A 25,117-nucleotide genomic window follows, 5' to 3' on the forward strand; every position below is an offset into this window, starting at 1 on the left:
GTGACGTGGACGACGAGGGAGCGTACGCCAGAGCCGGCGGCCGACTCCCCGGCGATCCCGTGCCCGACCCCGGCCTCGGTCTCGACGACGAGCCCCAGCCCACGCCGCCGGGGCCACCACGCCGGCGGCCCGGGTACGGGCGCGCCTTCGTGCGCGCGCTCCCCGTGCTGCTGATCGTCGTCGCCATCCTGTACGACATCTTCACCCCGAGGTACTTCACCGCCGGTCCCCTCTACACGGCCGCGCCCCTGGTCGCCGCCCCGCTCTACTCACGGCGCGGCACGGCGCTCACCGGCGTCGCCGTGGTCGTCGCGGTCATCGGACTGCAGCTCGGCAAGGGCGTCATCCACTACGTCGACTCCCTCACCGAGCTGATCACCATCGCGACGGTCGCCGTGCTGGCCGTCATCGTGAACGGCCTGGTCCGGCGCAGCAGTGAGCGCCTCGTCTCGGTCCGCGAGATCGCCGAGGCCGCCCAGCGCGCCGTACTGCCCCAGCCCGCCGAGCGGATCGCGGGTTTCGAGATCGCCGTCTGCTACGAGGCCGCGCAGGCGGACGCCTTCATCGGCGGCGACCTGTACGCGGTGCAGGACAGCGCCCGCGGCGTCCGGCTCATCGTCGGGGACGTGCGCGGCAAGGGCATGGGTGCGGTGGCCGCCGTCGCCGTCGTGATCGGCGCCTTCCGGGAGGCCGCCGAGCAGGAGGCGACGCTGGAGGCGGTGGCGCAGCGCCTGGAGCGGGCGCTGGCGCGCGAGGGCACCCGGCGCGACGGGCTGGACGCCTTCGAGGGCTTCACCACCGCCGTGCTCGCCGAACTCCCGCACGGCGGCGGGACGGTCCGCATCGTCAACCGCGGCCATCCGCCGCCGCTGCTGCTCTACGCCGACGGCACTCTCGGACCCCTGCCCGCCCGTGAGTCGGCGCTGCCGCTCGGCATGGGCGAGCTGGGTGTGTGGCCCGACCGGGCGGAGGAGGTCGCCTTCCCCGGTGGGGCCACGCTGCTGCTGTACACCGACGGACTGACCGAGGCCCGGGACGCGAAGGGCGAGTTCTACGATCCGCAGGCGCGGCTGGCCGGCCGCGCCTTCCCGCATCCCGCGACCCTGCTCGACACCCTCGCCGAGGACGTGCGCCGGCACTCCGGGGGCGGCATGGCGGACGACATGGCGCTGCTCGCCGTACGGCGGCCCCGGCGCGGCGACCATGATCATTGTCACGAGCCGTGACAGGGCGACCCCCCTCCGCATAACAACTGATACACCGTCAGGAAAACCTTGCGTGAAGGGGAATACTGAAGCAGGGTCAACTCGCCCGGTTTTCACCGGTCGTGAGGGCTACGTCCCGGCGGTTTTCGTTAATGATCAAGAGGAACGGCTTGGAATCGGAGCCTCGCGTCTATTAACGTTCGATAACGCAGCGCGGTCGTCCCAGCCGTCACAGAAGGCGGCTCCGTGCGCACGCGCCGAATCCCGCAAGGGAACCGGGGAACCACCACATTGGGGTGAATCGGGCGTATGACGCCGTGGAGACACGGTCGTCAGACACCCGTAGGAGACCTTCCTGCTCCGAACCCGTCAGCTAACCCGGTAGGCGAGAAGGAAGGAAAGGAGTACGCCCACGTGGCGTCCAACCGGCCTGCCCCCGAGGCCCCGTTCGTGCCCACCGGGCACGGCACCGACACCTTCGGCTACGACGCCCCGCGCGCCGAAGAGGGCCCTTGGGAGGAGTGGAACCCCACCGCGGACTCCATCCGCCCCGTGCGCGGCCGGCACCGCGTCGCCAAGCAGCGCGGCGGGCTCGCCCGCAGCTCCACCGTCCTCGGCGTCGGTGTCATAGCCGCCGTCGGCGCGGGCGGCATGGCCAGCGCGCAGACCGGCAAGCCGCCGGTGTCCATCTCCATGCCGGACCTGCCGAACGTCGGCTCGCTCATGCCCGGCGGTGACGAGGAGTCGGAGCCCGAGGGTTCCGCCACCCCGCTCAGCGGCATCACCCAGGCCGTCGCCGCCGACAGCGCCGAGGGCACCGGCACCGCCGACGCCGGCGAGTCGCTGCGGGCCCGGATCATGGCGCAGGCCGAGCAGCAGCAGGCGCAGGTCGAGACCAAGGCGGCCGCCGAGGCTCAGGCCGCGGCCGAGAAGAAGGCTCAGGAAGCCGCCGCCAAGGCGGAGAAGGAGGCCGAGGAGAAGGCCGCCGCCGCCAAGAAGAAGGCGGAGGAGGAGGCCGCGAAGAAGGCGGAGGCCGAGCGGCTCGCGAAGCTGGCCAAGCAGTTCACGCTGCCGACCTCCTCGTACACGATCTCCTCCACGTTCAACCAGGCCGGCTCCCTCTGGTCCTCCGGCCACCACACCGGCCTCGACTTCGCCGCCCCCACGGGCACGCTGCTCAAGGCGGTGCACAGGGGCACCATCACGTCGGCCGGCTGGGACGGGTCGTACGGCTACAAGACCGTGCTCACCCTCGACGACGGCACCGAGCTCTGGTACGCGCACCAGTCCTCCATCAACGTCAGCGTCGGCCAGAAGGTCACCACCGGTGATGTCATCGGCCGCGTCGGCGCCACCGGCAACGTCACCGGCGCCCACCTCCACCTCGAGGTCCACACCGATGGCGGCACTGGCATCGACCCGATGGCCTGGCTGCAGAGCAAGGGGCTCACTCCCTGATCCGGGCCGCCCTGATCCGCGCCACCCCGCTCAGCCCGTCCCCTGATTCGCCCCGCTGATCCCCGGCGGTCCTGACGGCAACCCCCCGACGTCAGGGCTGCCGGTTTGCGGGGTTTTTGCGTGCGTGCGGGTGCGTGCCGGGATGGTCTGCTCCGGCGCGGTTGTTGACTCCGTACATGACTTCTCTGCGCAAGCTCGGCTCCTCCGACCTCGAGGTCTTCCCCCTCGCCCTGGGCGGCAACGTCTTCGGCTGGACCGCCGACCAGAACGAGTCCTTCGCCGTCCTGGACGCCTATACGGCGGCGGGCGGCAACTTCGTCGACACCGCCGACTCCTACTCCGCCTGGGTCGACGGCAACAGCGGCGGCGAGTCCGAGACCGTCCTCGGCCAGTGGCTCGCGGCCCGCGGCAACCGTGACGACGTCGTCCTCGCCACCAAGGTCAGCCAGCACCCCCAGTACCCCGGTCTGTCCGCCGCGAACATCAAGGCCGCGGCCGACGCCTCGCTGCGCCGCCTGGGCACCGACCGCATCGACCTCTACTACACCCACTTCGACAAGCCCGAGGTGCCGGTCGAGGAGATCATCGGCGCGCTGGACGAGCTGGTGAAGGCCGGGAAGGTGCGGTACATCGCCGCCTCCAACATCTCCGCCGAACGGCTCGCGGCGTCCCTGGAGTTCTCCGACCGCGAGGGCCTCGCCCGGTACGTCGCCCTCCAGCCGCACTACAACCTGGTCTCCCGCGACACGTACGAGGGCGAGCTGCGCGACCTCGCCGAGCGGGCCGGTCTCGCCGCCGTGCCGTACTACGCCCTCGCGGCCGGCTTCCTCACCGGCAAGTACCGGCCCGGCACGGACGTGGACAGCCCGCGGGCGGGCGGCGCGGCCAAGCACCTGGAGACGGAGCGGGGCCGCCGGGTGCTGGCCGTCCTGGACGAGATCGCCGCGGCCCACGAAGCCCCCGTCGCCACGGTCGCCCTCGCCTGGCTGGCCGCCCGGCCGACGGTGGCGGCGCCGATCGCGTCCGCGCGCACGGTGGAGCAGCTGCCGGCCCTGCTGGGCGTGGCCGAGCTGAGCCTGACGGAGGACGAGGTCGGGAGGCTCACCCAGGCGTCCGCCTGAGCGTGCGGCCGTCGCGTCGCGGACCTACGGACGGTGGGACCTACGGACGGTGCGGGCCGGGCGGGGCGTACGGGTGGTACGGCGGCACGTACGGATCGTGCGGGGCCTGTGTGGCGTAGGGGGGCCAGGGGGCCTGCGGGGCGTAGGGACTGGGGGCATCCGTACGGAGGCCGTACGCACCGTGCGGCCCGCCGTACGGATACCCCCACGGCGGTAGCGGCCGAGGCAGGGGCGGCGGCGGGGCCGTGGCCCGGGCCGCGTAGTCCAGCGCCGGGCGGGCCACGCCCCGCAGGTGCCACAGGGCCTCCAGCAGCGCCCGCTCCCGCACGGTGAAGTCGGCGCCCGCCCTGCCGCGGCGCCCGCGCTGCCGCAGGAACGCCACCGAGGTCGCGCACGCCTCGTACCGCGCCACCGCCCGCGCCCCCTCCTTCCCCGCGTGCCGGCGGGCGTACTGCCGGGCGATGCGGCGGGCCCGCATCGAGCCCAGCGCGTACGGCTCCACGGGCGTGAGCCATCCCGCCAGGACGTACGCGGGCAGTTCGGCCCGTACGGTGCCCAGTTCACGCTGCCTGGTCCAGATCACCAGCCAGGTCAGCAGGCCGAAGGACGGCACCATGAACGCCGCGTAGACGGCGAAGAAGCCGTACTCGCCGAACGCGGCCGAGCCGTTCCACAGGGCGTGCATGCCCATCGCGAGCAGCAGCCCGGCCAGCGGGAGCAGGGCCCGGCGCAGGTGGTGCCGGCCCGTGGAGAGCGCGGCGATCCCGAAGCCGATGCCGGTGAGCACGGTGAACAGCGGGTGCGCGAACGGCGACATCACGACCCGCACGAAGAAGGTCGCCGCGGTGACGGAGGCGATGCCGCTGTCGCCGGTGAGCTGGTCGGTGCCGAAGGCGGTGCCCAGGTACAGGATGTTCTCGGTGAAGGCGAAGCCGGTGGCGGTGACCCCGGCGACGACCACGCCGTCGACGATGCCGGTGAAGTCCCGCCTGCGGAACAGGAAGACGAGGAGGACGGCGGCGGCCTTGGCGGACTCCTCGACGACCGGGGCTATGACCGTGGCGCCCAGGGTGTCCGCGCCGGCCGGGTCGGCGGTCGCGGTCGCTATCCAGCGCGTCGCGAAACTGTTGGCGACGATCGCTATCAGCGCCGCCGCGCAGGCCCCCCAGGCGAAGCAGAAGAGCAGGTTCCGCCAGGGGCCGGGATCCACCCGGTCCAGCCAGCGGAAGGCGGCTATGAGCAGCGGCACCGGCAGCACCGCCAGGCCCAACCCCACCAGGAACCCCTGCGTACCCGTCTGTTCGCGCACCAGGGCCAGGATCACCAGGCCGGAGAGCGCGAGCAGGGTGATCAGCGCGCCGTAACGCACCCAGGAGCGCTGCCACCAGTGCGTATGCCGGTGCGCACGGGTCGGATACGGGGGACAGGTGGCCACGGCATGGACCCTAACCGGTGGGGGGCAGCTCCTTGTGCTGTACGCGACGGAAGAGCAGGTCGTTCACCACATGACCCTTGTCCAGTCCCTGGCCCTCGAAACGGGTCAGCGGCCGGTGTTCGGGACGTGGCGCGAATCCGCCGCCGGGCACGGTGTTCTCGAAGTCGGGGTGCGCGGTGAGCACGTCGAGCATCTGCTCGGCGTACGGCTCCCAGTCGGTGGCGCAGTGCACCACGGCACCCGGGGCGAGCCGGGTCGCGGCCAGCGACAGGAACTCCGGCTGGATCAGCCGCCGCTTGTGGTGCCGCTTCTTGGGCCACGGGTCGGGGAAGTAGACGCGCAGGCCGGCGAGGGAGTCGGGGGCGAGCATCTCGCGCAGCAGGATGATCGCGTCGCCGTTGCCCACCCGGATGTTGGACAGCTCCTGTCGCTCCGCGAGGCCGAGCAGGTTGCCCTGGCCCGGGGTGTGGACGTCGACGGCGAGGATGTTGGTGTCCGGGTCGGCGGCGGCCATCCGGGCGGTGGCCTCGCCCATGCCGAAGCCGACCTCCAGGACCACGGGGCGGGCGTTGCCGAAGAGTTCGGCGAGGTCGATGACCCGCTGTCCGTCGATGTCCAGCCCCCATACCGGCCACAGCCGCTGCAGCGCGTCCGCCTGGCCGGCGGTCACCCGGCTCCGCCGGGGCTGGAAGCTGCGGATCCGCCGCTCGAAGTGCGAACCGGCGGGATCGGCCTTCGGGCCGTCGGGGAAACGGGGCTCGCCCTTGGCGCGGACGTGACGCAGGGAGGCGGATGCGGCCTCGGGGGTGTGGTGGGAGTCAGACACAATGCGTCGATTTTAGACCGCGCACGTGGTTGCGACAGCTTGTAGGTGTAGTTAGACTCTGTAACGTCAGCGAATGGCTGAAGTGTCAAGCGGCAGTCGTACCGTGGGGAGAGACACCGTGATTCACCACCAGATCCGCCTTGCCATGCGACCCGACGCACCCCGGGACAAGGTCGAGGAAGCACTGGAGATGCTCCGCAGGATGGGGCGCGAGATCGATGCCGTCACGTACTGGACGGTCGGGCGCGACGTGGGCGGCGACTTCGACTACGGCGCGATGTTCGCCGTCGAGGACATCGAGGGCTACCGGGCCTACATGCACGCCCCGCTGCACCGGCAGGTCGACGAGATCGGGCTGCCGCTGGTGCGCAACATGGTCTCCCACGACCTGACCGACGACGAGGACCCGGCCACGGCCGACCGCATCCGGCAGATCCACGCCGAGCGCTTCGCGGGGGACCCGGCCCTCGTCACCCTGATCGAGGGCCTCGGCTCGTACGAGGGCAGCAGCGCCCCCGGGCGCGACTAGCCCGCGCCTGCCCGGTGGCCTGCCTGCCGGGCGGGCGGGGGGCCGGGGGTCCCTAGTCCGCCAGCATCGCCAGCGCTCTGCGCGCCACCTCGCGGCCGATGGGCAGGGAGGCGGTCGCCGCGGGCGACGGTGCGTTCAGGACGTGCACCGCGTGGGCGCCCTCTTTGATCAGGAAGTCGTCCACCAGCGTGCCGTCCGCCAGCACCGCCTGCGCTCGCACCCCTGCCGGGGCGGCGACCAGGTCGCCTTCCGTCACCGCCGGCAGCAGCCTGCGGACCGCCGCCGTGAACGCGCTCCTGGACAGCGACCGGCGCAGCTCGCCCGCGCCGTACCTCCAGTGCCGCCGCGCTATCCGCCACGAACCCGGCCAGGCCAGGGTCGCGCCCAGCTCACGGGGGCGCACCACGCCCCAGCCGTACCCCTCGCGCGCCAGCGCCGGCACCGCGTTCGGCCCGACGTGCACACCGCCGTCGATGCCCCGGGTCAGATGCACTCCGAGGAACGGGAACGCCGGGTCCGGCACCGGGTACACCAGGCCCCGCACCAGCTCCGGTCGCGCCAGCTCGTAGTACTCGCCCCGGAAGGGGACGATCCGCATCCCGGGGTCGTCGCCGGTCAGCCGGGCGATCTCGTCGCAGTGCAGCCCGCCGCAGTTGACCAGGGCCCGGGCCCGGAGCACGTCTCCGGCACGGGTGCGAACGGCGACGCCCAGGCCGGGGCGCCGGTCGACGCGGTGCACCTCGGCGCCGTAGCGGATGTCCGCACCGGAGGCGTGGGCGAGCTGCCGGGCCACGGCGCCGTAGTCGCAGATGCCGGTTATGCCGACGTGTATGGCGGCCAGGCCCCGCACCTCGGGCTCGTACTCCTGGATCTGGGCGCCGCTCAGCTCGCGCACCGGTATGCCGTTCTCCCGGCCGCGCTGGACGAGGGCGTGCAGGCGGGGCAGCTCGGCGCGGTCGGTGGCGACGATCAGCTTGCCGGTGACGGCGTGGTCGATGCCGTACTCGGCGCAGAACTTGACCATCTCGGCGGCGCCCCGCACCGCGTAGCGCGCCTTGAGAGAGCCGGGGCGGTAGTAGACACCGCTGTGGATGACCCCGCTGTTGCGGCCCGTCTGGTGGCGGGCGGGGCCCGGCTCCTTCTCCAGGACCGTGACCCGGGTGCCCGGGGCGGCGCGCGTGATCGCGTACGCCGTGGACAGGCCGACGATCCCGCCGCCGATCACCAGCACGTCGCAGTCGTACACGGTGCTCCGAACGAGCCCGGCCCGCACTTCTTCCATTTCCCGGCCCACCTCCCACTTCGATAGTGCACTGCGCCACTGACAATGCCCTCAAACCCGGAAGCGGGCGGTCCGCGTCAGGCCGGAGTCACCAGCAGCGGGCGGGCGCGCTCGCGCAGCTCCACCACGCGCGGCTCGTCGCCGTAGGGCTCCAGGCGGTGCAGGAGGTCCTTCACGTACTCGGTGGTGCGGGCCGAGGAGATGCGGCCGGCCACCTCGACCGCCCGCACGCCCTGCTCGCAGGCCGCGTCCAGGTTGCCGGACTCCAGCTCGGCCACCGCCGAGACGACGAGTCTGAGGCCGTGCGAGCGTACGAACTCCTCCGTCGGTTTCGACAGCGCCTGCTCGGTGAAGCGGCGGACCTGGCGTGGTGCCTTCAGGTCGCGGTAGCACTCGGCCGCGTCGGCGGCGAACCGGTCGTAGGAGTAGAAACCCAGCCACGTCGGATCGCTGTCGCCGGGGCGGGCGCGCTCCAGCCAGCTCTCGGCGGCCTTCAGCGCCGCGCCGGCCGCCACCGCGTCGCCCGCGCGCGCGTGCGCCCGTGCCTCCACCAGGCGGAAGAAGCTCATGGTGCGGGCCGTGGCCAGCCCGCGGTTGCGCTCCAGGGCGGCCTGGGCGAGGTCCACGCCCTCGTCGCCGAAGCCGCGGTAGGTCGCCTGGAGCGACATGGAGGCCAGCACGTAGCCGCCGAGCGGGACGTCGGCCGCCGCGCGGGCCAGGCGCAGCGCCTGGATGTAGTACCGCTGGGCCGCCTCCTGCTGGCCGGTGTCGAAGGCCATCCACCCGGCCAGGCGGGTCAGTTCGGCCGAGGCGCCGAACAGGGCGCGGCCGACCTCGTCGGAGTAGGAGCCGAGGAGCAGCGGGGCCGCCTCGACGCGTAAGCACTCGGGGACCATCGAGGAACGCCAGTCGCCGCCGCCGTACTTGGAGTCCCAGCGGCGGGCGTCCTCGGCGGCCTCGCGCAGCTTCTGCACATCACTGTGGCCGACTTTGAGCGGTGCGCCGGAGCCCTCGGCGGGGCCCGCCTCGCGCGCCACCGAGCTGTCGGCCGGGGTTATCAGCCATCGGGAGGCGGGCGTCGCGTAGGCGCTCACCGCGAACGAACCGGCGAGCGACTGCCAGATGCCGCCGCCGGTGCGGCGGCCGGCGAGGTCGAGACGGTACAGCTCGGTGGCCGACCTGACCGCCTGGCCGACGTCCCGCGGGAAGGCGAGGCCCACCTCGGGGGCGGGGTCCGCGTCCGCCAGACCGATCTCGTGGAGCGGCACCGGGCGGCCGAGCTTCTGGCCTATGGCCGCCGCGATGAGGTGCGGCGCGGCGCCCTGGGGCACCATGCCCTTCGACACCCAGCGGGCCACCGACGTCTTGTCGTAGCGAAGTGTCAACCCGCGTTGGGCGCCGAGGTCGTTGACGCGCCGGGCGAGTCCTGCGTTGCTGATTCCCGCGAGGGCGAGAACGGCGCCGAGCTTCTCGTTCGGCCCGCGTTGCTCCCTGGACATGCGCCACCCCTCGACACAGACGGCTGCCGCGCTGGCATAACCACGCGGCATTCGTAAACCCAGCGTAGTTCGCCGCATCCCAGGCGTTAAGAGGCATTGTTCCGGATGGCGGGATTGTGGTCCGTACTCAAGTGCGGTGTATGTACGGTCTGTTGCCGCGTGCTCCCGATGTGTGGCCGTGCGCCCGTGCGTGCGCTCTTCTCCGGCCACGGCGGGAGCGATTCCATGGGCGGTGCGTGGGTCGGCCCGCTGTACTGGATCCAGTGGGCTGGGGGACGCCGCCGCCTACATCCCCGCGGGCGGCGGACCGGTCCGGGGGGCGAGTCCCGTCCCCCGGACCGCGCGCCGACGGCATGCCGCCGAGCGGTGCGCAGCATTTGTACGGAGCGTGTTCGGAGCGTGTTCGGGTGCGACCGTGTGACGTCGATTTGGCTGAAAATCACCTCTGGTGATTTCGGGGTACTACCGCCCTCACCATGGGAGTTGAGGGCGCGTTGGGGAGCCAAAGGGCGCGTTACGGGGGCGCATTCGCGTCGCCTTCACCCCCCTTCAGGGCAGCGCCCGAGGGGTGGTGCGAGGGAGTCGGCGTTCTCGCGTGGGTATCCGCGAGGGCGCACTGAGTGAGCCCGTGCGGCTCCGCCGACGCTCTGTCGCGCGCCCTTCATGGCAGCATGGGGAACCAGTTCGTACGGTGCACTGGTTGTCCCCAGCCTGTGGAGGCGTCGATGCGGTGGTTGGTGGGGTGGAGCAGCGCCGCCGTGGGAGCAGGAGCAGCAGCGGGGATCGCCGGAGCGGCCGGTTCCGCGGGGGCCACCGGCTACGACGGCGAGACCGTCCAGCCCGTGGGCGCCCAGCCGTTGTGGGGCGACCCCGATCCGCTGTGGGCGGTCGGCGACTGGCGCCCGGACGAGGTGCGCGTCGTCACGGCCGACGCGCAGACCCGGATCGCCGTCCTCGGCATCTGCGGCGCGAGTGACGAGCAGCTGCGCGTCGCGCTGTTCGCCGCGCGCGGGGGCGCGCTGCGACATCTGACGGCTTGGCCCGGCAGCTACACCGCCGTCGTCCAGGTCGGGCGGCGGATCACCGTGTGCGGCGATCTCGCGGGCGCGCGGCCCGTGTTCCACACCCCCTGGGCCGGCGGCACCGCCTACGCGACCGCCGCGCTGCCGCTCGCCGACCTCGTCGAGGCCAACCTCGACTTCGGCCACCTCGCCGCGCTGCTCGCCACGCCCGACGTGCCGGCCGCGCTGGACGACTCCACCCCGTACGACGGCGTGAGGCGTGTGCCGCCGGGGCATGCGCTGATCCTGCGCGCCGGGGCGCGCGAGATCGCGGGGTACGAGCCGGTGGCCTCGCTCGCCGTCGCGGCGCCCGCGGCCGACCCCGACCGCGCGGTGGACGGTGTGCGGGACGCCCTGGTGGAGGCGGTGCGCACCCGGCTCGCCGCGCCGCGGCACGTCCCCGGGGACGGCATCGATCCCGGGCCGGTTCCGGGCATGGGGCCCGCGGAACGCCGTGCGGCGCGCGGGATGCCGGTGCCGGGGATCGGGGCCGACCTGTCCGGCGGGCCGGCCTCGGGCACGCTGGCGCTGCTGGCGGCCGGGCTGCCGGGGATGCCGGGGACCGTGCTCGGACACGGCACCGGGGCGGGGGAGCGGCTGCTGGCCGTCACCTTCAACGACCTCGCCGTCGGCGGACAGGAGCCCGAGCTGGAGCGGGCGGGCGCGCTGGCGGCCAACCCGCGGCTGCACCACGTCGTGGTCACCGGCGGCGAGGACATGCTGCCGTTCACCGCGCTGGACGGGCCGCTGACCGACGAGCCGGGCTCCTTCCTGGTCGCCGCCGCGCGGCACCGGGCGCGGCTCGCCGCGGGGAGCGCGGACCACTTCGCCGGGTACGGGGCGCGGCAGGTCCTCGACGCCCATCCGGCGCGCCTCGCCGACCTGCTCATGGACCGCAAGCGGCGGCACCTGGTCCGGCCGGTCGCCGCGCTCGCCAAGGCCGACGGGTCGGTACTGGTCCCCGCGCGCGTGTACGGCGCGGCGCGGCGGCTGGCGCGCACGCCGTACCGGAGCGGGCTCGAGGTGCTCGCCGAGCGGTTGCTGCGCAGACGCTTCGACCCGCCGGGGGACGGGGCGATGGACGCCTCGCTGGCCGCGCTGACCTGGGCCGGGGCGGGGCCGGCGGCGCGGTGGCTGACCGGAGAGGCGTTGGCTGAAGTATCGGTTCGCCTCCAGACGTCCTCGCAGCGGTCGGGGGTGGGGCCGGGGCAGCGTCCGGGGGACTTCCGGGCGCGGGCGGCGCTGGCGCGGCAGGCTTCGGAGGTGCGGGTCCTCGAGCAGGCCGCGGAGGTCCGCTTCCAGCGGCTGCACACGCCGTTCCTCGACAACCAGGTCGTCCGGGCCTGCCGTGCCCTGCCGGAGGCGCTGCGGGTGCAGCCGGGGGCGCGGGCGGCGATCCTGCGGACGGTGCTGGAGGGCGCGGGGGTGAGCGAGCTGCCCAGCGGGTGGGGGGCGCCCACCCAGGCGCTGGCGGCTTCCGCCGCGCGTACGGGGGTGCGGGTCGCGGCGGACTCCCTGCTGGGGCTGTTCGACACGCCGCTGCTCGCGCAGGCTGGGCTCGTGGAGGCGCGGGTCGTGCGCAAGGCGGTGCGGGCGGCGGCCGCGGGTGAGCCGCTGCCGCTGGACGGGCTGGCCGACCTGGTCTCGCTGGAGCTGTGGCTCCGCCGCCTGCTGGCCCGCCGCGGCACCTGCTGGACCGGCACTCCGGCCCGCCAACGCGCGGTACCGGCGGGCATCGTGCCGCAGCGGGGGGCGCTGGGCGGGGCTGGGGCGGTCGTGCGGCGGGGCTGAGCCGGCGGGTGCGGGTGCCTGCGGCGGCTGTGCGGGGTGCCTGCGGCGCCTGTGCGGGTTCGGTGGGGGTGCGCCGTGCGCGGTGGGTGCGGTTGTGGGTCGGGGCCGCGCCGGGGGGTGTTCGTCCTCGGAACGGCGCGAAATCGGTTGGCTACGGGGGCTCGGGGCGTTGACGCGCCAACCGCTGCGGGCGAACACCCCCCGCCACGCCCCCTTCCCGCCGTACGCGCCCGCGGGCCGTCGCCCCCTAGCCGCGGGCAGTCGTGCCGCTGGGGCGGCACGGGTGGGCGCGGCGGCACCCCGTAAGCGCCGGGCCGCGCTCCCCACCCCCGCGCCGACACCCGCACCAGGTGCCAAGAACACGCCGGACCACGCGCCGCACCGGCACCGGGTGCCCGCACGCCGCCGGTGCGGCGACAATGAACCCCGTGCGGTACAGAATCCTGGGCGTCACCCAGACGGAGGACCACGGCACCGTCGCAAGCCCCGGCGGCCCCCGCCTGCGCGCGCTGCTCACCGCCCTCGCCCTGCGCCCGGGCGACGTCGTCACGCCCGCCACCCTGATCGACGAGGTCTGGGCGGAGGACGACCCGCCGCAGGACGCCCCGGCCGCCCTCCAGGCCCTGGTCGGCCGCCTCCGCCGTACCGTCGGCAAGGAGGCCGTCGACTCCGCCCCCGGCGGCTACCGGCTCGCGGCGACCCGCGACGACGTCGATCTGTACGTCTTCGAGCGCCTCGTACGGCAGGGCACCACCGCCCTCGAACGCGGCGACGCCCCGACCGCCGCCCGGCACCTGGACGAGGCCCTCGCCCTCTGGCGCGGCTCCGCCCTGGCCGACCTCCCCGGCCACGCCGCCGGCCCCGAGGCCCTGCACCTGGAGGCGACCCGCAGCCGAATCGAGGCCGGTCTGCGTCTCGGCGACGCCCACGACGCCGTACCGCGGCTGCGTGAACTGACCGCCGCCCACCCGTACGACGAGCCCCTGCACGCCCTCCTCATCTCCGCCCTGCGCGCCACCGGCCGCGACGCCGACGCCCTGGCCGCCTACGAGAGCACCCGCCGCACCCTCGCCGAAGGCCTCGGCGCCGAACCCGGGCCCCGACTGCGCGCCCTGCACGCCGAACTGCTCGGCGGCCGGGGTGCGGAGCAGCCCGCTCCCGAGCGGGCTCCGGATCGCCGCAGGGGCAACATCCGGCCCCGGCTGACTTCCTTCGTGGGGCGGGAGCTGGAGCTGGACGCCATCCGTTCCGAGCTGCGCGGGGCCCGTCTCGTCACCCTGACCGGGCCGGGCGGGTCCGGGAAGACCCGCCTCGCCGAGGAGGCCGCCGCCGGGCTCGATCAGGCGTGGCTGGTCGAGCTCGCCCCGCTCGACCGGCCGGAGGCGGTGCCGGGCGCGGTCGTCAACGCCCTCGGGCTGCGCGAGACCGTGCTGCTGACCGGTGACCGGCCCGCCGTCCAGGACGATCCAGTCGCCCTGCTCGTCGAGTACTGCGCCCCGCGCAGCCAACTCCTGGTCCTCGACAACTGCGAACACGTCATCGGCGCGGCGGCCCGGCTCGCCGAGACCCTGCTGACCCGCTGTCCCGGTCTCACCATCCTGGCCACCAGCCGCGAACCCCTCGGTGTGCCCGGCGAGTCGGTGCGGCCGGTCGAGCCGCTCACCCCCGAGCAGGCGTTCCGTCTCTTCACCACGCGCGCGAGTGCCGTACGGCCCGACGCCGACGTCGTACTGCGCGACGAGGAGGCCGTCGCCGAGATCTGCCGGCGCCTCGACGGGCTGCCCCTGGCCATCGAGCTGGCGGCCGCCCGGCTGCGGCTGCTCACCCCGCGGGAGATCGCCGACCGGCTCGACGACCGCTTCCGGCTGCTCACCTCGGGCAGCCGTACCGTCCTGCCCCGCCAGCAGACGCTGCGGGCCGTCGTCGACTGGTCCTGGGACCTCCTCGACGAGGCCGAGCGCACGATGTTGCGCGAGCTGTCCGTCTTCGCGGGCGGCTGGGACCTCGCGGCCGCGGAGACCGTGGGCACCGGGCCCGCGGCGGAACTGGTCGGTGCCCTGGTGGACAAGTCCCTGGTCGTCGCCCAACCGGGTGGCGAAGGAACCGGCATGCGCTACCGCATGCTGGAGACCATCCACGAGTACGCCGAGGAACGCGCCGCCGAGGTCCCCGGGCTGCGCGAGTCCGCCGAGCGAGCGCATCGCGCGTGGGCGCGCGCCCTGGCCGAGGAGGCCGACCCGCGGCTGCGCTCGGCCGGGCAACTGCCGTACATCGCCCGCCTGGAGACCGAGCACGACAACATCCGCGCGGCCCTCGACCGCTCACTGACCGCGGGTGACGAGCCGGAGGCCGCCGCCCTCGCGCTCGCCATGGGCTGGTTCTAGTTGCTGCGCAACTACCGCCACGAAGGCGTCAGGTGGCTGGACCGGGTGCTGCGCCTCGGCGCCGCCCTGGACGCGGAGGGCGGTCGGGTGCCGCCGACGGACGTCCTCGCCCGGCGGACGGCTGCCACGGACCCCGTCGCGGCGCTTCTTGCCGTGGCGGAAGGCTCTCCGCCGCATCCGCTCGACTCGCTGCGCATGCGGGTACGGATGATGCACATCCTCCTCACCTTCGAGAGCGAGTCGAGGGAGCGGCTGCTGGACGAGCGGATGCGGCGGTACGTGCGGAGGGTTCGGGACCACTTCGCGGCCGGCGGCCCCGAAGCGGCCCGGGTGCCCGGGCTCGTGTGGCCGCTGACCGAGTTCTTCGTCAGCGACTCGGGGGACGTCCGGGGCTCCATGGACGCCTCCGTCGCCAACTGCCGTGCTTACGGGGGCGAGTGGGAGATCGCCGCCAGCCTCATGTTCCGCACGCACGCCGTGGTCGACACCTCGGGCACTCCGGCGGGCATCGACGACGATCTGGCGGAGATGCGGGTACTCAGCCGACGCGTCGGCGACCGTCTGGTGGAGGCCCAGGTGTGCAGCGCCTTCGGCGAGGCCGCCATGGTGCGCGGCCACTACGAGGAGGCCAGGGCCGAGTACGCGGAGGCGCTGCGGCTCGCCGAGGAGGTGGGCGCCTTCGCCGAGGCGCCCTTCCTCATCGCCCGGCTCGCCGAGATCGCCTACCGGGAGGGGGACCACGGCACGGCTCTCGGTGTGCTCGACGAGGCCGGCGCCGCGGCGGACCGGTACGGCGTGGTCGACTCCAAGGCATTCGTCCTGATGCTGCGGGCCGGGCTCGCGGTGGTCGACGAGGAGTTCGCGCGGGCACGCGTGCTGTGGGAGGCGGCCCGCGAGGAGTGCCTGCGCGGCACGCCGCCGCCGCAGTTCCTGGCCATGCTGGGGCTGGTGGAGGCCCTTGTGACGGCGGGCGAGTCGTGCCCGGGCGCCGCCTTGCCGTTGCTGGCGGACACCCTGCGGGCGGCCGTCGAGGAGCGGTGCGCCGAGCTGGTCCTCGCGACGCTGGTGGACAGCGCGGCCGGGCTGCTGAGCGACCTCGGCGACCAGGCCCGTGCGGTACGGCTGCTGGGCGCGGCCGGGCGCTGGCGCGGCGACCGTCCGCGCCCCATGCCGGACCGCGCGCACGCCGAGCGGGCCGAGGCCGCCGCCCGCGGTGCCCTCGGCCCGCGGCGGTACGCCGCCGAACTGGCCGAGGGCGCCGTCCTCACGCCCCTGGACGTCGTCGTCGAGCTGGCGGCGGCGGTGGGGCAGCCGGTATCGCCTACGCGCAGGTGAAGCGGGAGTCTGCCCAGTCCGCGAGCGCCAGCGAGTCGAAGTGGCTGTGCGGCTCGGTCACCAGCCGCAGCGTCTCGCGGCCCGTGATGTCCACGTGGACCGGTACCGCGGGGTCCCCGCCCTTGACCATCCCCGAGTTCCACAGCCGGACGCCGTCGGCGTACACCGAGAAGTGGACCTTGCCCAGCTTCATCGTCAGGTCGTCGATGCCGGCCAGCGCGTCGTAGGACGAGCAGTCGCGGTTGAGGTCGATGGTGACCGAGGAGCGTCCGTGGACGGTGACGCCGTGCGCGTACCGCACGTCGGCGATGGACAGGGCGGAGCGCTGCCACACCCAGCTGCTTCCGGCCAGCCGCATCTCGGGGCCCGTGCCGTTGCCACTCACGTCGTACGCCAGCTCGCTCCATTGGTAGACCGTCGGGGCGGGTGGCGGTGGCGGTGGCGGCGGCGGTGGGGGAGGTGTTGGGGTCGGGGTGGGTGTGGGGGTGGGGGTCGGCTTTGGCTTTGGCTTTGGGGTGGGTGTGGGGGGTGGCTTCGGGGTCGGGGTCGGGGTCGGGGTCGGGGTTGGCTTGGGGGCCGCCACCGGCTCGGGTGGGCGGGGTGGGCGTGGCGTGGGTGTCGGAGTGTCGGGGGCGGGCTGCGCCACCGGGGAGGAGGCGGGTGGGGCGGCCTTCGGCGGTTCCTTGTCCGGGGCTTCGTCGCCGATCAGTGCGAGGGCCAGCGCCGCCGCGGCGGCCACCGCGACCACACCGGCCGCGATACCGGCCTTCACCGGAGCGCTGAGCCCTTCGGAGGCCGCCGCACCTGCTCCGGCGCCCGCTCCGCCGGAGCTGCCGCCGCTCGCCGCGGCCGCCGCGCCCGCTGCTCCCGCCGCACCGGCACCGGCGCCCCCGGCGATGAGCCCGGCCGCCTTCGCGTACCCGGCGACACCGAACCAGCCGATGACCGCGACGGGCACCACGGCGGGAATGCCGCTCGCGACCTCCTTGATCTGGGTCGCCGCGAGCCGGCACCTGGCGCACTCCTCCAGGTGCTTGCGGAGCCCGCGTTCGGCCCGGACGCGCAGTCTGCCGCGCGCGTACGTGCCGAGCTGGTCGGCGTAGCGGGCGCACTCCTCGTCGGCGGCGAGGGCGTCGCTGACGTGGGCCTGGAGGTATGCCTGCTTCAGGCCCTCGCGGGCGCGGCTGGCGAGGACGCGGGTGCCGTTGGCGTCCAGCCCGAAGAGCGTGGCCACCTCGCTCGGCGACTCGTCCTCGACCTCGGTGTGCCACAGCACGGCCTGCCACCGCTCGGGCAGCGACCGGAAGGCCCGCATGGCCATCGACTGCTCGGCCTCGTGCATGGCGCGCACGTCGGCGCCCAGTTCCAGGGTGTCGTCGTCGCCCTTCGCGGTGTGCGCGGCCTGCGCGGCGAACACCGCGAAGTCCTCGACGAGTTGCTCCCGTCCGGCCGACCTGGTCCAGCCGGCGGCGACGCGCCGGACCGCGGTGAGCAGGTAGGCGCGCACGGCGTACTCGGGTCCCGAACCGCCGCGCACCGCCTGGAGCATGCGGGCGAAGACCTCGGCGGTGAGGTCGTCCGCGGTGTGGGCGTCGCGGCAGCAGGTGCGGGCGTACCGGCGTACCGCGTCCGCGTGGCGCCGGTACAGCTCCTCGTAGGCCGTGTCGTCGCCCGAGCGCATCCGCTCGATCAGCTCCGCGTCGGACGCCGGAAGCTCCCGCGGCGGTGGCAGCACGCTGTCTTCGTGCCGCTCGCGCTGCGCCGGGATCCCGGCACCGGCACCGCTCCCGTCCTTGGCAGAGCCCTCGCGGCCACCGTCCTCGGCGGACACGTCGAGGTCGCCGTCCCGCCGGGTGCGGGCCGGGCCGCCCTGACCCGGCACCTGCGGCGTATCGCCACCGTCCCGGGTCTCGTCGTCCCGGGTCTCGTCGTCCCGGGCGTCAGCGGCCCGGGTGCCGCCGGTTTCGACGTCACCCTGGCCGTTCTCGCCGTCGCCGAGCGACCCGTCCCGCCTGTCAACGCTCATCGCGGAAAGCCCCCGCCACCCTGCCCAGCCAGTCCGAACACCGGGTCAGCGTGCCATATTGGCTTTTGTTCAGGACCCCCCTGTGCCGACCATCACTCGTCTGTGGGGACTTGCCGTGCCGCGGTAATAACGCTCAGCCGTTCGGGGAAGGACATACGGGCCGTTCCTCGGCGCCGCCGTCTCACGCCGGGCGCGACCGCAGCCCCTCCAGCAGGATGTCCAGCAGCCGGGCCGAGGCAGCCGCCTGCTGGGCCGGGTCCGGCAGCGAGGGCGCCGCCGTGGCTATGACCAGCAGTACGTCCGACACCGACACGTCCGGCCGCAGCTCACCCGCCGTCCGCGCCCGCTCCACCAGCCGGCCCACGACCTCCAGGAGCGCCGCGGCCCCGTCGTCGCCCACCACGGAGCCCGCGACAGGACCCGCCCCGCCCGTGGGCGAACTCGCGCCACCGGTCGGCGCCCCGGTCCTCGCGGCCTCGTCGGGCACCAGGCGCAGCTCGCCGGTGCCCGGCTGTATCCGCTGCTGCGGAACCCGCGGATCACCGGCCGCCGCGCCGCCGACGCCGCCGTCGGCCTCGTCCGGCACGCCGACGCGCAGCACCTGCGGCGGCAGCAGCCGCCCGGCGCCCGAGGCCACCGACGTCCGCAGGAAGCGGGACAGCGCCGACCACGGCTCGTCCTCCTGCCCGAGCGCCGTGCGCGCCTGGTCGGTCAGCCGCGCCGTCTCCTCCTCGGCTATCCGGCGCACCAGGACGTCCTTGCTCGGAAAACGCCGGTACACCGTGCCGACGCCGACCCGGGCGCGCCGGGCCACGTCCTCCATGGGCGCGCCGTAACCCAGCTCGCCGAACACCTCCCGCGCCGCGCGCAGCACGTGCTCCAGATTGCGCTGGGCGTCCACGCGCAAGGGCGCGTTACGTGCCGTGTCGCCGCGTGCGCCGCCCGCCGACGCGCTCATCGCACCGCCGGGCGCGACGGCCGACGCGGACGACCAATGAGAATCCTGAACATGCATAGACAATCCCCCGGTAATGACGTCTCCCCCCGGAGACACTCCCCGCCATCGAAAGCCGGAGTGCTGGAACGGGCCCGGTTGCGCGGCCCGCCCGTCGCGGACCTCATGAGCACATCCCCCTGCACACCGTGGGAAAGAACATAGTTGAGCGGGGGTCAATTCAGAAGGGGCACGTTCCGCACGGAGCGCCGCCCGATCGGAGCACGGACCGCACACGCCCCGAATGCGCCGCTCTCCACACCCGTACCCACCCACGCTGACCTGCACGCTCACACCGCGGCACGGTGGTTCGCCCGGCTCGGCGCTCCGGCGATCTCCGGTCACACAAATTGACGAGCCTGTGGACAAACGCAAGCGTCGGGTGCGTCATGGGATGGTGAAGGAACGTGCGCGCATTCTCGTTGTCGGCGGTGGCTACGTCGGGATGTACACGGCCCTGCGGCTGCAACGGAACCTCAAGGGCGAACTGCGCCGGGGCGAGGTCGAGATCACGGTCGTCACCCCCGACCCCTACATGACCTATCAGCCGTTCCTGCCCGAGGCGGCGGCCGGTTCCATCTCCCCGCGGCACGTCGTCGTACCCCTGCGCCGCGTCCTCGGCCAGTGCGACGTCGTCGTCGGCGAGGCCGAGTCCATCGACCACACCACCCGCACCGCCACGGTCACCACCCTCGCCACCGGCGAGGAGAAGACGGGCGCCCGCCGGGTGACGTACGACGAACTCGTCCTCGCGCCCGGCTCCGTCTCGCGCACCCTCCCCGTGCCCGGACTCGCCGACCACGGCGTCGGCTTCAAGACCGTCGAGGAGGCCATCGGCCTGCGCAACCACGTCCTCGAACAGATGGACATCGCCTCCTCCACCCGCGACCCCGCCCTGCGCGACGCCGCCCTCACCTTCGTCTTCGTCGGCGGCGGCTACGCGGGCGTGGAGGCCCTCGGCGAGCTGGAGGACATGGCCCGCTACGCCGCGCGGTACTACCACAACGTCACCCCCGAGGACATGAAGTGGATCCTCGTCGAGGCATCGGGCCGCATCCTGCCCGAGGTCGGCGAGGACCTGGGCCGCTACACGGTCACCGAACTGCGCCGCCGCAACATCGACGTACGCCTGGACACCCGCCTGGAGTCCTGCGCCGACCGCGTCGCCGTCCTCAGCGACGGCTCCCGCTTCCCCACCCGCACGGTCGTCTGGACGGCCGGCGTCAAACCGCACCCGGTGCTCGCCGCCACCGACCTGCCCCTCGACGACCGCGGCCGGCTCACCTGCACCGCCCACCTGTCGGTCGACGGCGCCCCGCACGCCTGGGCGGCCGGGGACGCCGCCGCCGTCCCCGACGTCACCGCGTCCGAACCCGGCCGGGAATGCGCCCCCAACGCCCAGCACGCCGTCCGCCAGGCCAAGGTCCTCGGCGACAACGTCACCCACGCCCTGCGCGGCGAGCCCCTCGACACGTACGCGTACACCTACGCCGGCTCCGTCGCCTCACTCGGCTTCCACAAGGGCGTCGCCCACGTCTACGGGCGCAAGGTCAAGGGCTACCCCGCGTGGTTCATGCACCGCGCCTACCACCTCAGCCGCGTCCCCACCGTCAACCGCAAGGCGCGCGTGCTCGCCGAATGGGTGATCGCCGGCCTCTTCAAACGGGAGATCGTCTCCCTGGGCTCACTCGAACATCCACGGGCGGAGTTCGAACTCGCGGCCGGTGGAAAGCCTTCTCAGGAGCCCCCGCACAACCCGAAGGGGTCGTCCTGACCGGACTCAGGAACTCCCCCGGCCACTGGGGCGTCTGACGGATGTCGGCCGGGCGGGCACCCTGCCAGACTGGTCCACCACCGCGGGCGCGCCGCCGCTCGCCCCAGCGCGGCCCCCGGGGCCCGGGCCGCCCCCGGCCCGTCCCGGTCCCCGGCCGCCGACAACTACACGAGGCAAGGATTCGTGAACTTCACGCGCTGGAGCGCCCGACTCCCCGGAACACAGCGCCGCGCCGCCGCGCGGACCGACACGGCCCTCTCCCCGGACCGGCGGGCGGACGGCTCCGTACCCGCGGCCCGCGCCGAGCAGTTGACCGACGAGGACCCGCCCGCCCCCGACGTCCCCGGCGTCGACGAACTGCCCGTACGCGACGTCCTCGACCGCGTCCCGGCCCTGGTCGCCCTCCTCCACGGCCCCGAGCACCGCCTCGCCTACGTCAACGACGCCTACGTCTCCGCCTTCGGCAGGCGCGACCTCGGCGCCCGCGCCCGCGAGGCCCTCCCCGAGCTGGACGAGCCGGGCCTCTTCCCGCTCCTGGACCAGGTCCAGCGCAGCGGCAGGCCGCGCACCCTCAAGTCCCGCAAGGCTCCGGACGGCCGCTCGTACACCTTCACCTGCACCCCGGTCATCGAGACCGGCGACGAGGGACGCGACGGGCGCGGTGGCCGGGACGACCGAGGCGTCCTCGTCTTCGCGACCGACGTCACCGACCACGCCGAGGCCGCCGGCCGCCTCCGCGCGAGCGAACGCAGCCAGCGCGAGACCGCCGTCACCCTCCAGCGCTCCCTCCTCCCGCAGAAGCTCGAGGAGCCCGACGACCTGCGCGTCGCCGCCACCTACCACCCCGGCGGCACCGAGGCCGCGGTCGGCGGCGACTGGTACGACGTGATCACCCTCGGCGGCGGCCGCACCGCCCTCGTCATCGGCGACGTCATGGGCCGCGGCGTCCGCGCGGCAGCCGTCATGGGCCAGCTGCGTACGGCGGTGAGGGCCTACGCCCGCCTCGACCTGCCCCCGCACGAGGTGCTCCAGCTCCTCGACGGCCTCGCCGCCGAGATCGACGCCAACCAGATCGCCACCTGCGTCTACGCCATCCACGACCCGAACGAGGGGCGGCTGGTCTACGCCTCCGCCGGCCACCTGCCCATCCTGGTCCGCGACGAGAACGGCAGCGTGCAGCGCGCCGACGAGCCCACCGGCCCCCCACTCGGCACCGGCGGCTGGCTCCACACGTCCGGCTCGATCGCCCTGCCCCCCGGCTCCACGGCCGTCCTCTACACCGACGGCCTGGTCGAACGCCGCGACGAGGACCTCGACGAGGGCATCGCCGCCCTGGAGCGCGCCCTGTCCGGCGCGGGCGGCACCCCGCAGGTGGTCTGCGACCGCCTGATCCGCTCGGCGGGCGTCACCCCGGACCACGACGACGACGTCGCCGTCCTGGTCCTCCAGCACCCCGCCCGCCGGGGCGCCGAGGCCGAGCTGTTCCGCAACGCCGCCCTGGAACTGCTGGGCGGGGTGGAGGCGGCCCCACGCGCGCGTGCCTTCGCCTCCGGCGTCCTCACCAGCTGGCGCTTCCCCACCGACCTGCACGACCTCGGCGTCCTGGCCACCAGCGAACTGGTCGCCAACTCCCTCCAGCACGGCATCCCGCCGATGCGGTTGCGCCTGCGCCGCACCGACCGCCGCCTGATCATCGAGGTGACCGACGGCGACGACCACCTGCCCCGACGCCGCCGCGCGGAGCCGGGGGACGAGTCCGGCCGGGGCATCGCCATCGTCGCGACGATCGCCACCAACTGGGGGTCCCGGCGCACCCCGGGCGGCGGCAAGGCGGTCTGGTGCGAGTTCGTCCTGCAGAAGCCGTGACCCGACGCCGGAGGCGGCAGGAAGACACCGTGAGGTGTGGCGGAATCCCGGCCCCGGCCGCCGGTCCGCTCACGCCTCCGCGGCGACCACCGCGTCGGCCGGTGCCCCGCCCTGCGTGACCACCCGGCTCCTGGCCAGCGACGGCTGATTCTGTATGTCCGTGAGCTGCCGCCCCAACCGCACCGCCAGCACCGTGATGCCCAGCGAGAACAACAGGAACGCCACGATGTACGGCGCGTGCAGCGAGGCCCCCAGCGGTCCGCCCACCGCGGGACCGATCGCCAGCGCGAGCTGCTTCACCAGGGCGAAGGCGGAGTTGTACTGCCCGGCGAGCCCGGTCGGCGCGAGATCCGCCACCAGCGGCGCCAGCGTCGGCGACAGCATCGCCTCACCCAGCCCGAACAGCGCGTACGTCGAGATGAACGCGGCCGTGGCCATCGTCTGGCTGCCGTGCCCCAGCCCGGCGTACCCGGCCACGGCCCACGCCACGGCCCAGATGAGTCCCACGGACGCGATCACGCGCGAGCGCTTGCGCCGCTCCACGAACTTCAGCACCGCGAACTGCGCGATCACGATCATCAGCGTGTTCGCCGCCAGCGCCGTGCCCAGCGCGGACGTGGAGATGCCGGCCGCCTCGACGCCGTAGGCGCTCAGCCCCGACTCGAACTGCCCGTAGCAGGCGAAGAACAGCACGAAGCCCAGCACACACAGCTGCACCATGGCCCGGTTGCCGAGCAGCTGCTTCCAGCTTCCGCCGCCCGTCTGTCCGGGCGCCTCCTCGATCCGCAGCGCGCGCGGCACCCGCACCGTCGCCATGACGGCGACCAGCACCAGAAACATCGCCGCCTCGATCGCGAACAGCAGCGTGAACGACGAGGCGCTCGTGGTGTCCACCAGGTGGCCGCCGATGAGCCCGCCGACGCCGAGCCCCAGGTTCTGCAGGAAGAACTGCATGGCGAACGCACGCGAACGGGTCTCGGTCGTGGAGCAGTCCACGATCATCGTCGCGAGGGCCGGCTGCATCACGGCCTGCCCCGCGCCGAGTGCGGCGGCGGACAGCAGCACCGTGCCCGCGGAGGCGGACAGTCCGAGGCTCAGCGCGCCCAGCGCGGCGGTGACCAGGGCGACCAGCAGTACCGGCAGCGGGCCGCGCCGGACGATGGCCCGTCCGGCGAACGGCAGCACGATCAGCGCGGCCACGGCGAAGACGGCGAGCACGAGGCCCGCCGTGACAGAACCCAGTCCCCGTACCTGCGCCACATAGACGTACAGGTAGGGGACCGTGAAGCCGAGTCCGAACGCGCTGAGTGCGTTGCCCACGTGAATCCGGCGCATCGCCGCGCCCATTGCCCTGGTCACGTTCACCCTCTCTTGATCTCTCGGGATCGATCGCTGCAGCCGAGCCGTCAGAGCTGAAGGCTGAAGACTTAGAAGCTAAAGTTCGAAGGTAAAGAGTACATACCGAAGGACTTCAAAGCAAAGGAGTCCCGTGCCATACTGCGGCCATGGGCGACACCTCCGGCGCCGGCGAGCCGACACTCGAAGAGCAGATCGCCGCCTACCAGCGCGAGTTCCAGGACCTCGACCCCCAGGTCGAGAAGATCGTCTCGGCGCTGTCCCGCCTCAACCGCCGTATGAACGTCGCGTACGGCCGTCAGACCGCCGAGCTGGGCATCAGCAACACGGACTGGGAGGTGCTGAAGGCCCTCGTTCTCTCCGGCGCCCCCTACCGCCTCGGCCCCGGCGACCTCGCCAAGCGCCTCGGCCTCACCCCGGCCGCGATGACTCACCGCATCGACCGCATGGTGACGGAGGGCCTGGTCACCCGGGAGCGCGACGAGACCAACCGGGTCCGCGTGATCGTCGCGATCACGGCAGAGGGGCGTGAGAAGTGGCTGGCGGCCATGCGCCTCGCCACGGTCTTCGAGGAGGACCTGCTCCAGGACCTCTCCGCCGACGACCGCACCGCGCTCGGTGAGGTGCTGACACGTCTCCTGCGCAGGGTGGAGCACGCGCAGCCGGACGCCGGCGGCCGGCTCAGCGACCTCGATTAAAGATCTTGACAGCGATGCTTGACAGTCCCCTACGGGCTCCGTAAGGTTCTTCGGGTTGCCACGGGACCGTAACGGTTCTACGGCAGCACCTCCCGCCGCAGCAGCGGCAATCAAACCACCAGCACGACCCCCCAAGCGGGAATGACTTCGGCGCGCCCGAATTCAATTCCGGTGGGTACTCGTCGGCCCGATCGACCCCGATTGGGAATCGCCGAGAGGTTCCGCTAAGGTTTGAGACGTCGGAACGGCCCAACAGCCGGGAAGACAACCCCCTCTGACGGGGAATCAGGGCCCGAAAGGATCTGATAGAGTCGGAACCGCCGGAAAGGGAAACGCGAAAGCGGGAACCTGGAAAGCACCGAGGAAATCGGATCGAAAAGGATCTGATAGAGTCGGAAACGCAAGACCGAAGGGAAGCGCCCGGAGGAAAGCCCGAGAGGGTGAGTACAAAGGAAGCGTCCGTTCCTTGAGAACTCA

At 73.5% G+C, this 25,117-nt stretch carries 15 protein-coding genes, 1 pseudogene and 1 riboswitch; of the genes and pseudogenes, 9 read left to right on the forward strand and 7 right to left on the reverse strand.

Annotated elements, in window-relative coordinates; translation table 11 throughout:
- Positions 1–5: 5 nt before the first annotated feature.
- From IE258_RS08680 to IE258_RS08690, 3 genes are all read left to right on the forward strand, one after another.
- Positions 6–1,226 (forward strand): PP2C family protein-serine/threonine phosphatase, encoded by a 1,221-nt coding sequence (locus IE258_RS08680; protein ID WP_229891988.1) that lies wholly within the window; start codon positions 6–8, stop codon positions 1,224–1,226.
- A 224-nt stretch (positions 1,227–1,450) separates the two neighbouring features.
- A riboswitch (cyclic di-AMP (ydaO/yuaA leader) is annotated at positions 1,451–1,608 on the forward strand.
- 11 nt (positions 1,609–1,619) lie between these two features.
- Positions 1,620–2,663, forward strand: a complete 1,044-nt coding sequence (locus tag IE258_RS08685; RefSeq protein WP_189741011.1) for a M23 family metallopeptidase — start codon at positions 1,620–1,622, stop codon at positions 2,661–2,663.
- 176 nt (positions 2,664–2,839) lie between these two features.
- A complete protein-coding gene (locus IE258_RS08690) occupies positions 2,840–3,784 on the forward strand; it encodes an aldo/keto reductase (protein WP_189741014.1) in 945 nt (314 codons plus the stop codon).
- Between the two features lie 40 nt (positions 3,785–3,824).
- On the opposite strand, the gene IE258_RS08695 is transcribed toward IE258_RS08690, so the two are convergent.
- Both IE258_RS08695 and trmB read right to left on the reverse strand, forming a co-directional pair.
- The gene (locus IE258_RS08695; RefSeq protein ID WP_189741018.1) at positions 3,825–5,219 is read right to left on the reverse strand and encodes a PrsW family intramembrane metalloprotease; all 1,395 of its coding nucleotides are present in this window, start codon (positions 5,217–5,219) and stop codon (positions 3,825–3,827) included.
- Between the two features lie 10 nt (positions 5,220–5,229).
- Positions 5,230–6,045 (reverse strand): tRNA (guanosine(46)-N7)-methyltransferase TrmB, encoded by an 816-nt coding sequence (trmB, locus tag IE258_RS08700; protein WP_159330667.1) that lies wholly within the window; start codon positions 6,043–6,045, stop codon positions 5,230–5,232.
- 118 nt (positions 6,046–6,163) lie between these two features.
- On the opposite strand from trmB, the gene IE258_RS08705 reads away from it, so the two are divergent.
- Positions 6,164–6,574: a Dabb family protein gene (locus IE258_RS08705; RefSeq protein ID WP_189741021.1), complete on the forward strand. Its 411-nt coding sequence runs from the start codon at positions 6,164–6,166 to the stop codon at positions 6,572–6,574.
- 52 nt (positions 6,575–6,626) lie between these two features.
- Here the strand turns inward: IE258_RS08705 and lhgD are convergent, their stop codons facing one another.
- Together lhgD and IE258_RS08715 are read right to left on the reverse strand one after the other, a co-directional pair.
- Complete coding sequence (gene lhgD / locus IE258_RS08710; protein ID WP_189741024.1) at positions 6,627–7,856, reverse strand: L-2-hydroxyglutarate dehydrogenase; 1,230 nt, start codon at positions 7,854–7,856, stop codon at positions 6,627–6,629.
- A 77-nt stretch (positions 7,857–7,933) separates the two neighbouring features.
- Complete coding sequence (locus tag IE258_RS08715) at positions 7,934–9,355, reverse strand: NsdA family TPR-like regulatory protein (RefSeq protein WP_189741027.1); 1,422 nt, start codon at positions 9,353–9,355, stop codon at positions 7,934–7,936.
- Positions 9,356–10,080: 725 nt separating this feature from the next.
- Between IE258_RS08715 and IE258_RS08720 the strand changes: the two genes are divergently transcribed.
- Positions 10,081–12,207, forward strand: coding sequence for an asparagine synthase-related protein (locus IE258_RS08720; protein WP_189741030.1), 2,127 nt, complete (start codon positions 10,081–10,083; stop codon positions 12,205–12,207).
- 428 nt (positions 12,208–12,635) lie between these two features.
- A pseudogene (locus IE258_RS08725) lies at positions 12,636–15,926 on the forward strand (ATP-binding protein).
- Here IE258_RS08725 and IE258_RS08730 read toward each other — a convergent pair.
- Together IE258_RS08730 and IE258_RS08735 are read right to left on the reverse strand one after the other, a co-directional pair.
- Complete coding sequence (locus tag IE258_RS08730; protein WP_189741033.1) at positions 15,913–17,952, reverse strand: sigma-70 family RNA polymerase sigma factor; 2,040 nt, start codon at positions 17,950–17,952, stop codon at positions 15,913–15,915. The pseudogene IE258_RS08725 and the gene IE258_RS08730 sit on opposite strands and share 14 nt — an antisense overlap.
- Positions 17,953–18,133: 181 nt before the next feature.
- Positions 18,134–18,967, reverse strand: a complete 834-nt coding sequence (locus tag IE258_RS08735; RefSeq protein ID WP_189741036.1) for a TetR/AcrR family transcriptional regulator — start codon at positions 18,965–18,967, stop codon at positions 18,134–18,136.
- Between the two features lie 373 nt (positions 18,968–19,340).
- Here IE258_RS08735 and IE258_RS08740 point away from each other — a divergent pair, with 373 nt between their 5' ends.
- Positions 19,341–20,720: an NAD(P)/FAD-dependent oxidoreductase gene (locus IE258_RS08740; RefSeq protein WP_189741038.1), complete on the forward strand. Its 1,380-nt coding sequence runs from the start codon at positions 19,341–19,343 to the stop codon at positions 20,718–20,720.
- A 183-nt stretch (positions 20,721–20,903) separates the two neighbouring features.
- Complete coding sequence (locus tag IE258_RS08745; RefSeq protein ID WP_189741040.1) at positions 20,904–22,586, forward strand: ATP-binding SpoIIE family protein phosphatase; 1,683 nt, start codon at positions 20,904–20,906, stop codon at positions 22,584–22,586.
- Positions 22,587–22,655: 69 nt separating this feature from the next.
- Here IE258_RS08745 and IE258_RS08750 read toward each other — a convergent pair whose 3' ends face one another.
- Complete coding sequence (locus tag IE258_RS08750) at positions 22,656–23,933, reverse strand: MFS transporter (protein ID WP_189741204.1); 1,278 nt, start codon at positions 23,931–23,933, stop codon at positions 22,656–22,658.
- 158 nt (positions 23,934–24,091) lie between these two features.
- Here IE258_RS08750 and IE258_RS08755 point away from each other — a divergent pair, with 158 nt between their 5' ends.
- Positions 24,092–24,640, forward strand: a complete 549-nt coding sequence (locus IE258_RS08755; RefSeq protein WP_127895651.1) for a MarR family winged helix-turn-helix transcriptional regulator — start codon at positions 24,092–24,094, stop codon at positions 24,638–24,640.
- The last annotated feature ends 477 nt before the right edge of the window (positions 24,641–25,117 follow it).

Origin of the sequence: Streptomyces tendae, from assembly GCF_014650435.1 — a bacterium.
Taxonomy (GTDB): Bacteria; Actinomycetota; Actinomycetes; order Streptomycetales; family Streptomycetaceae; genus Streptomyces; species Streptomyces tendae.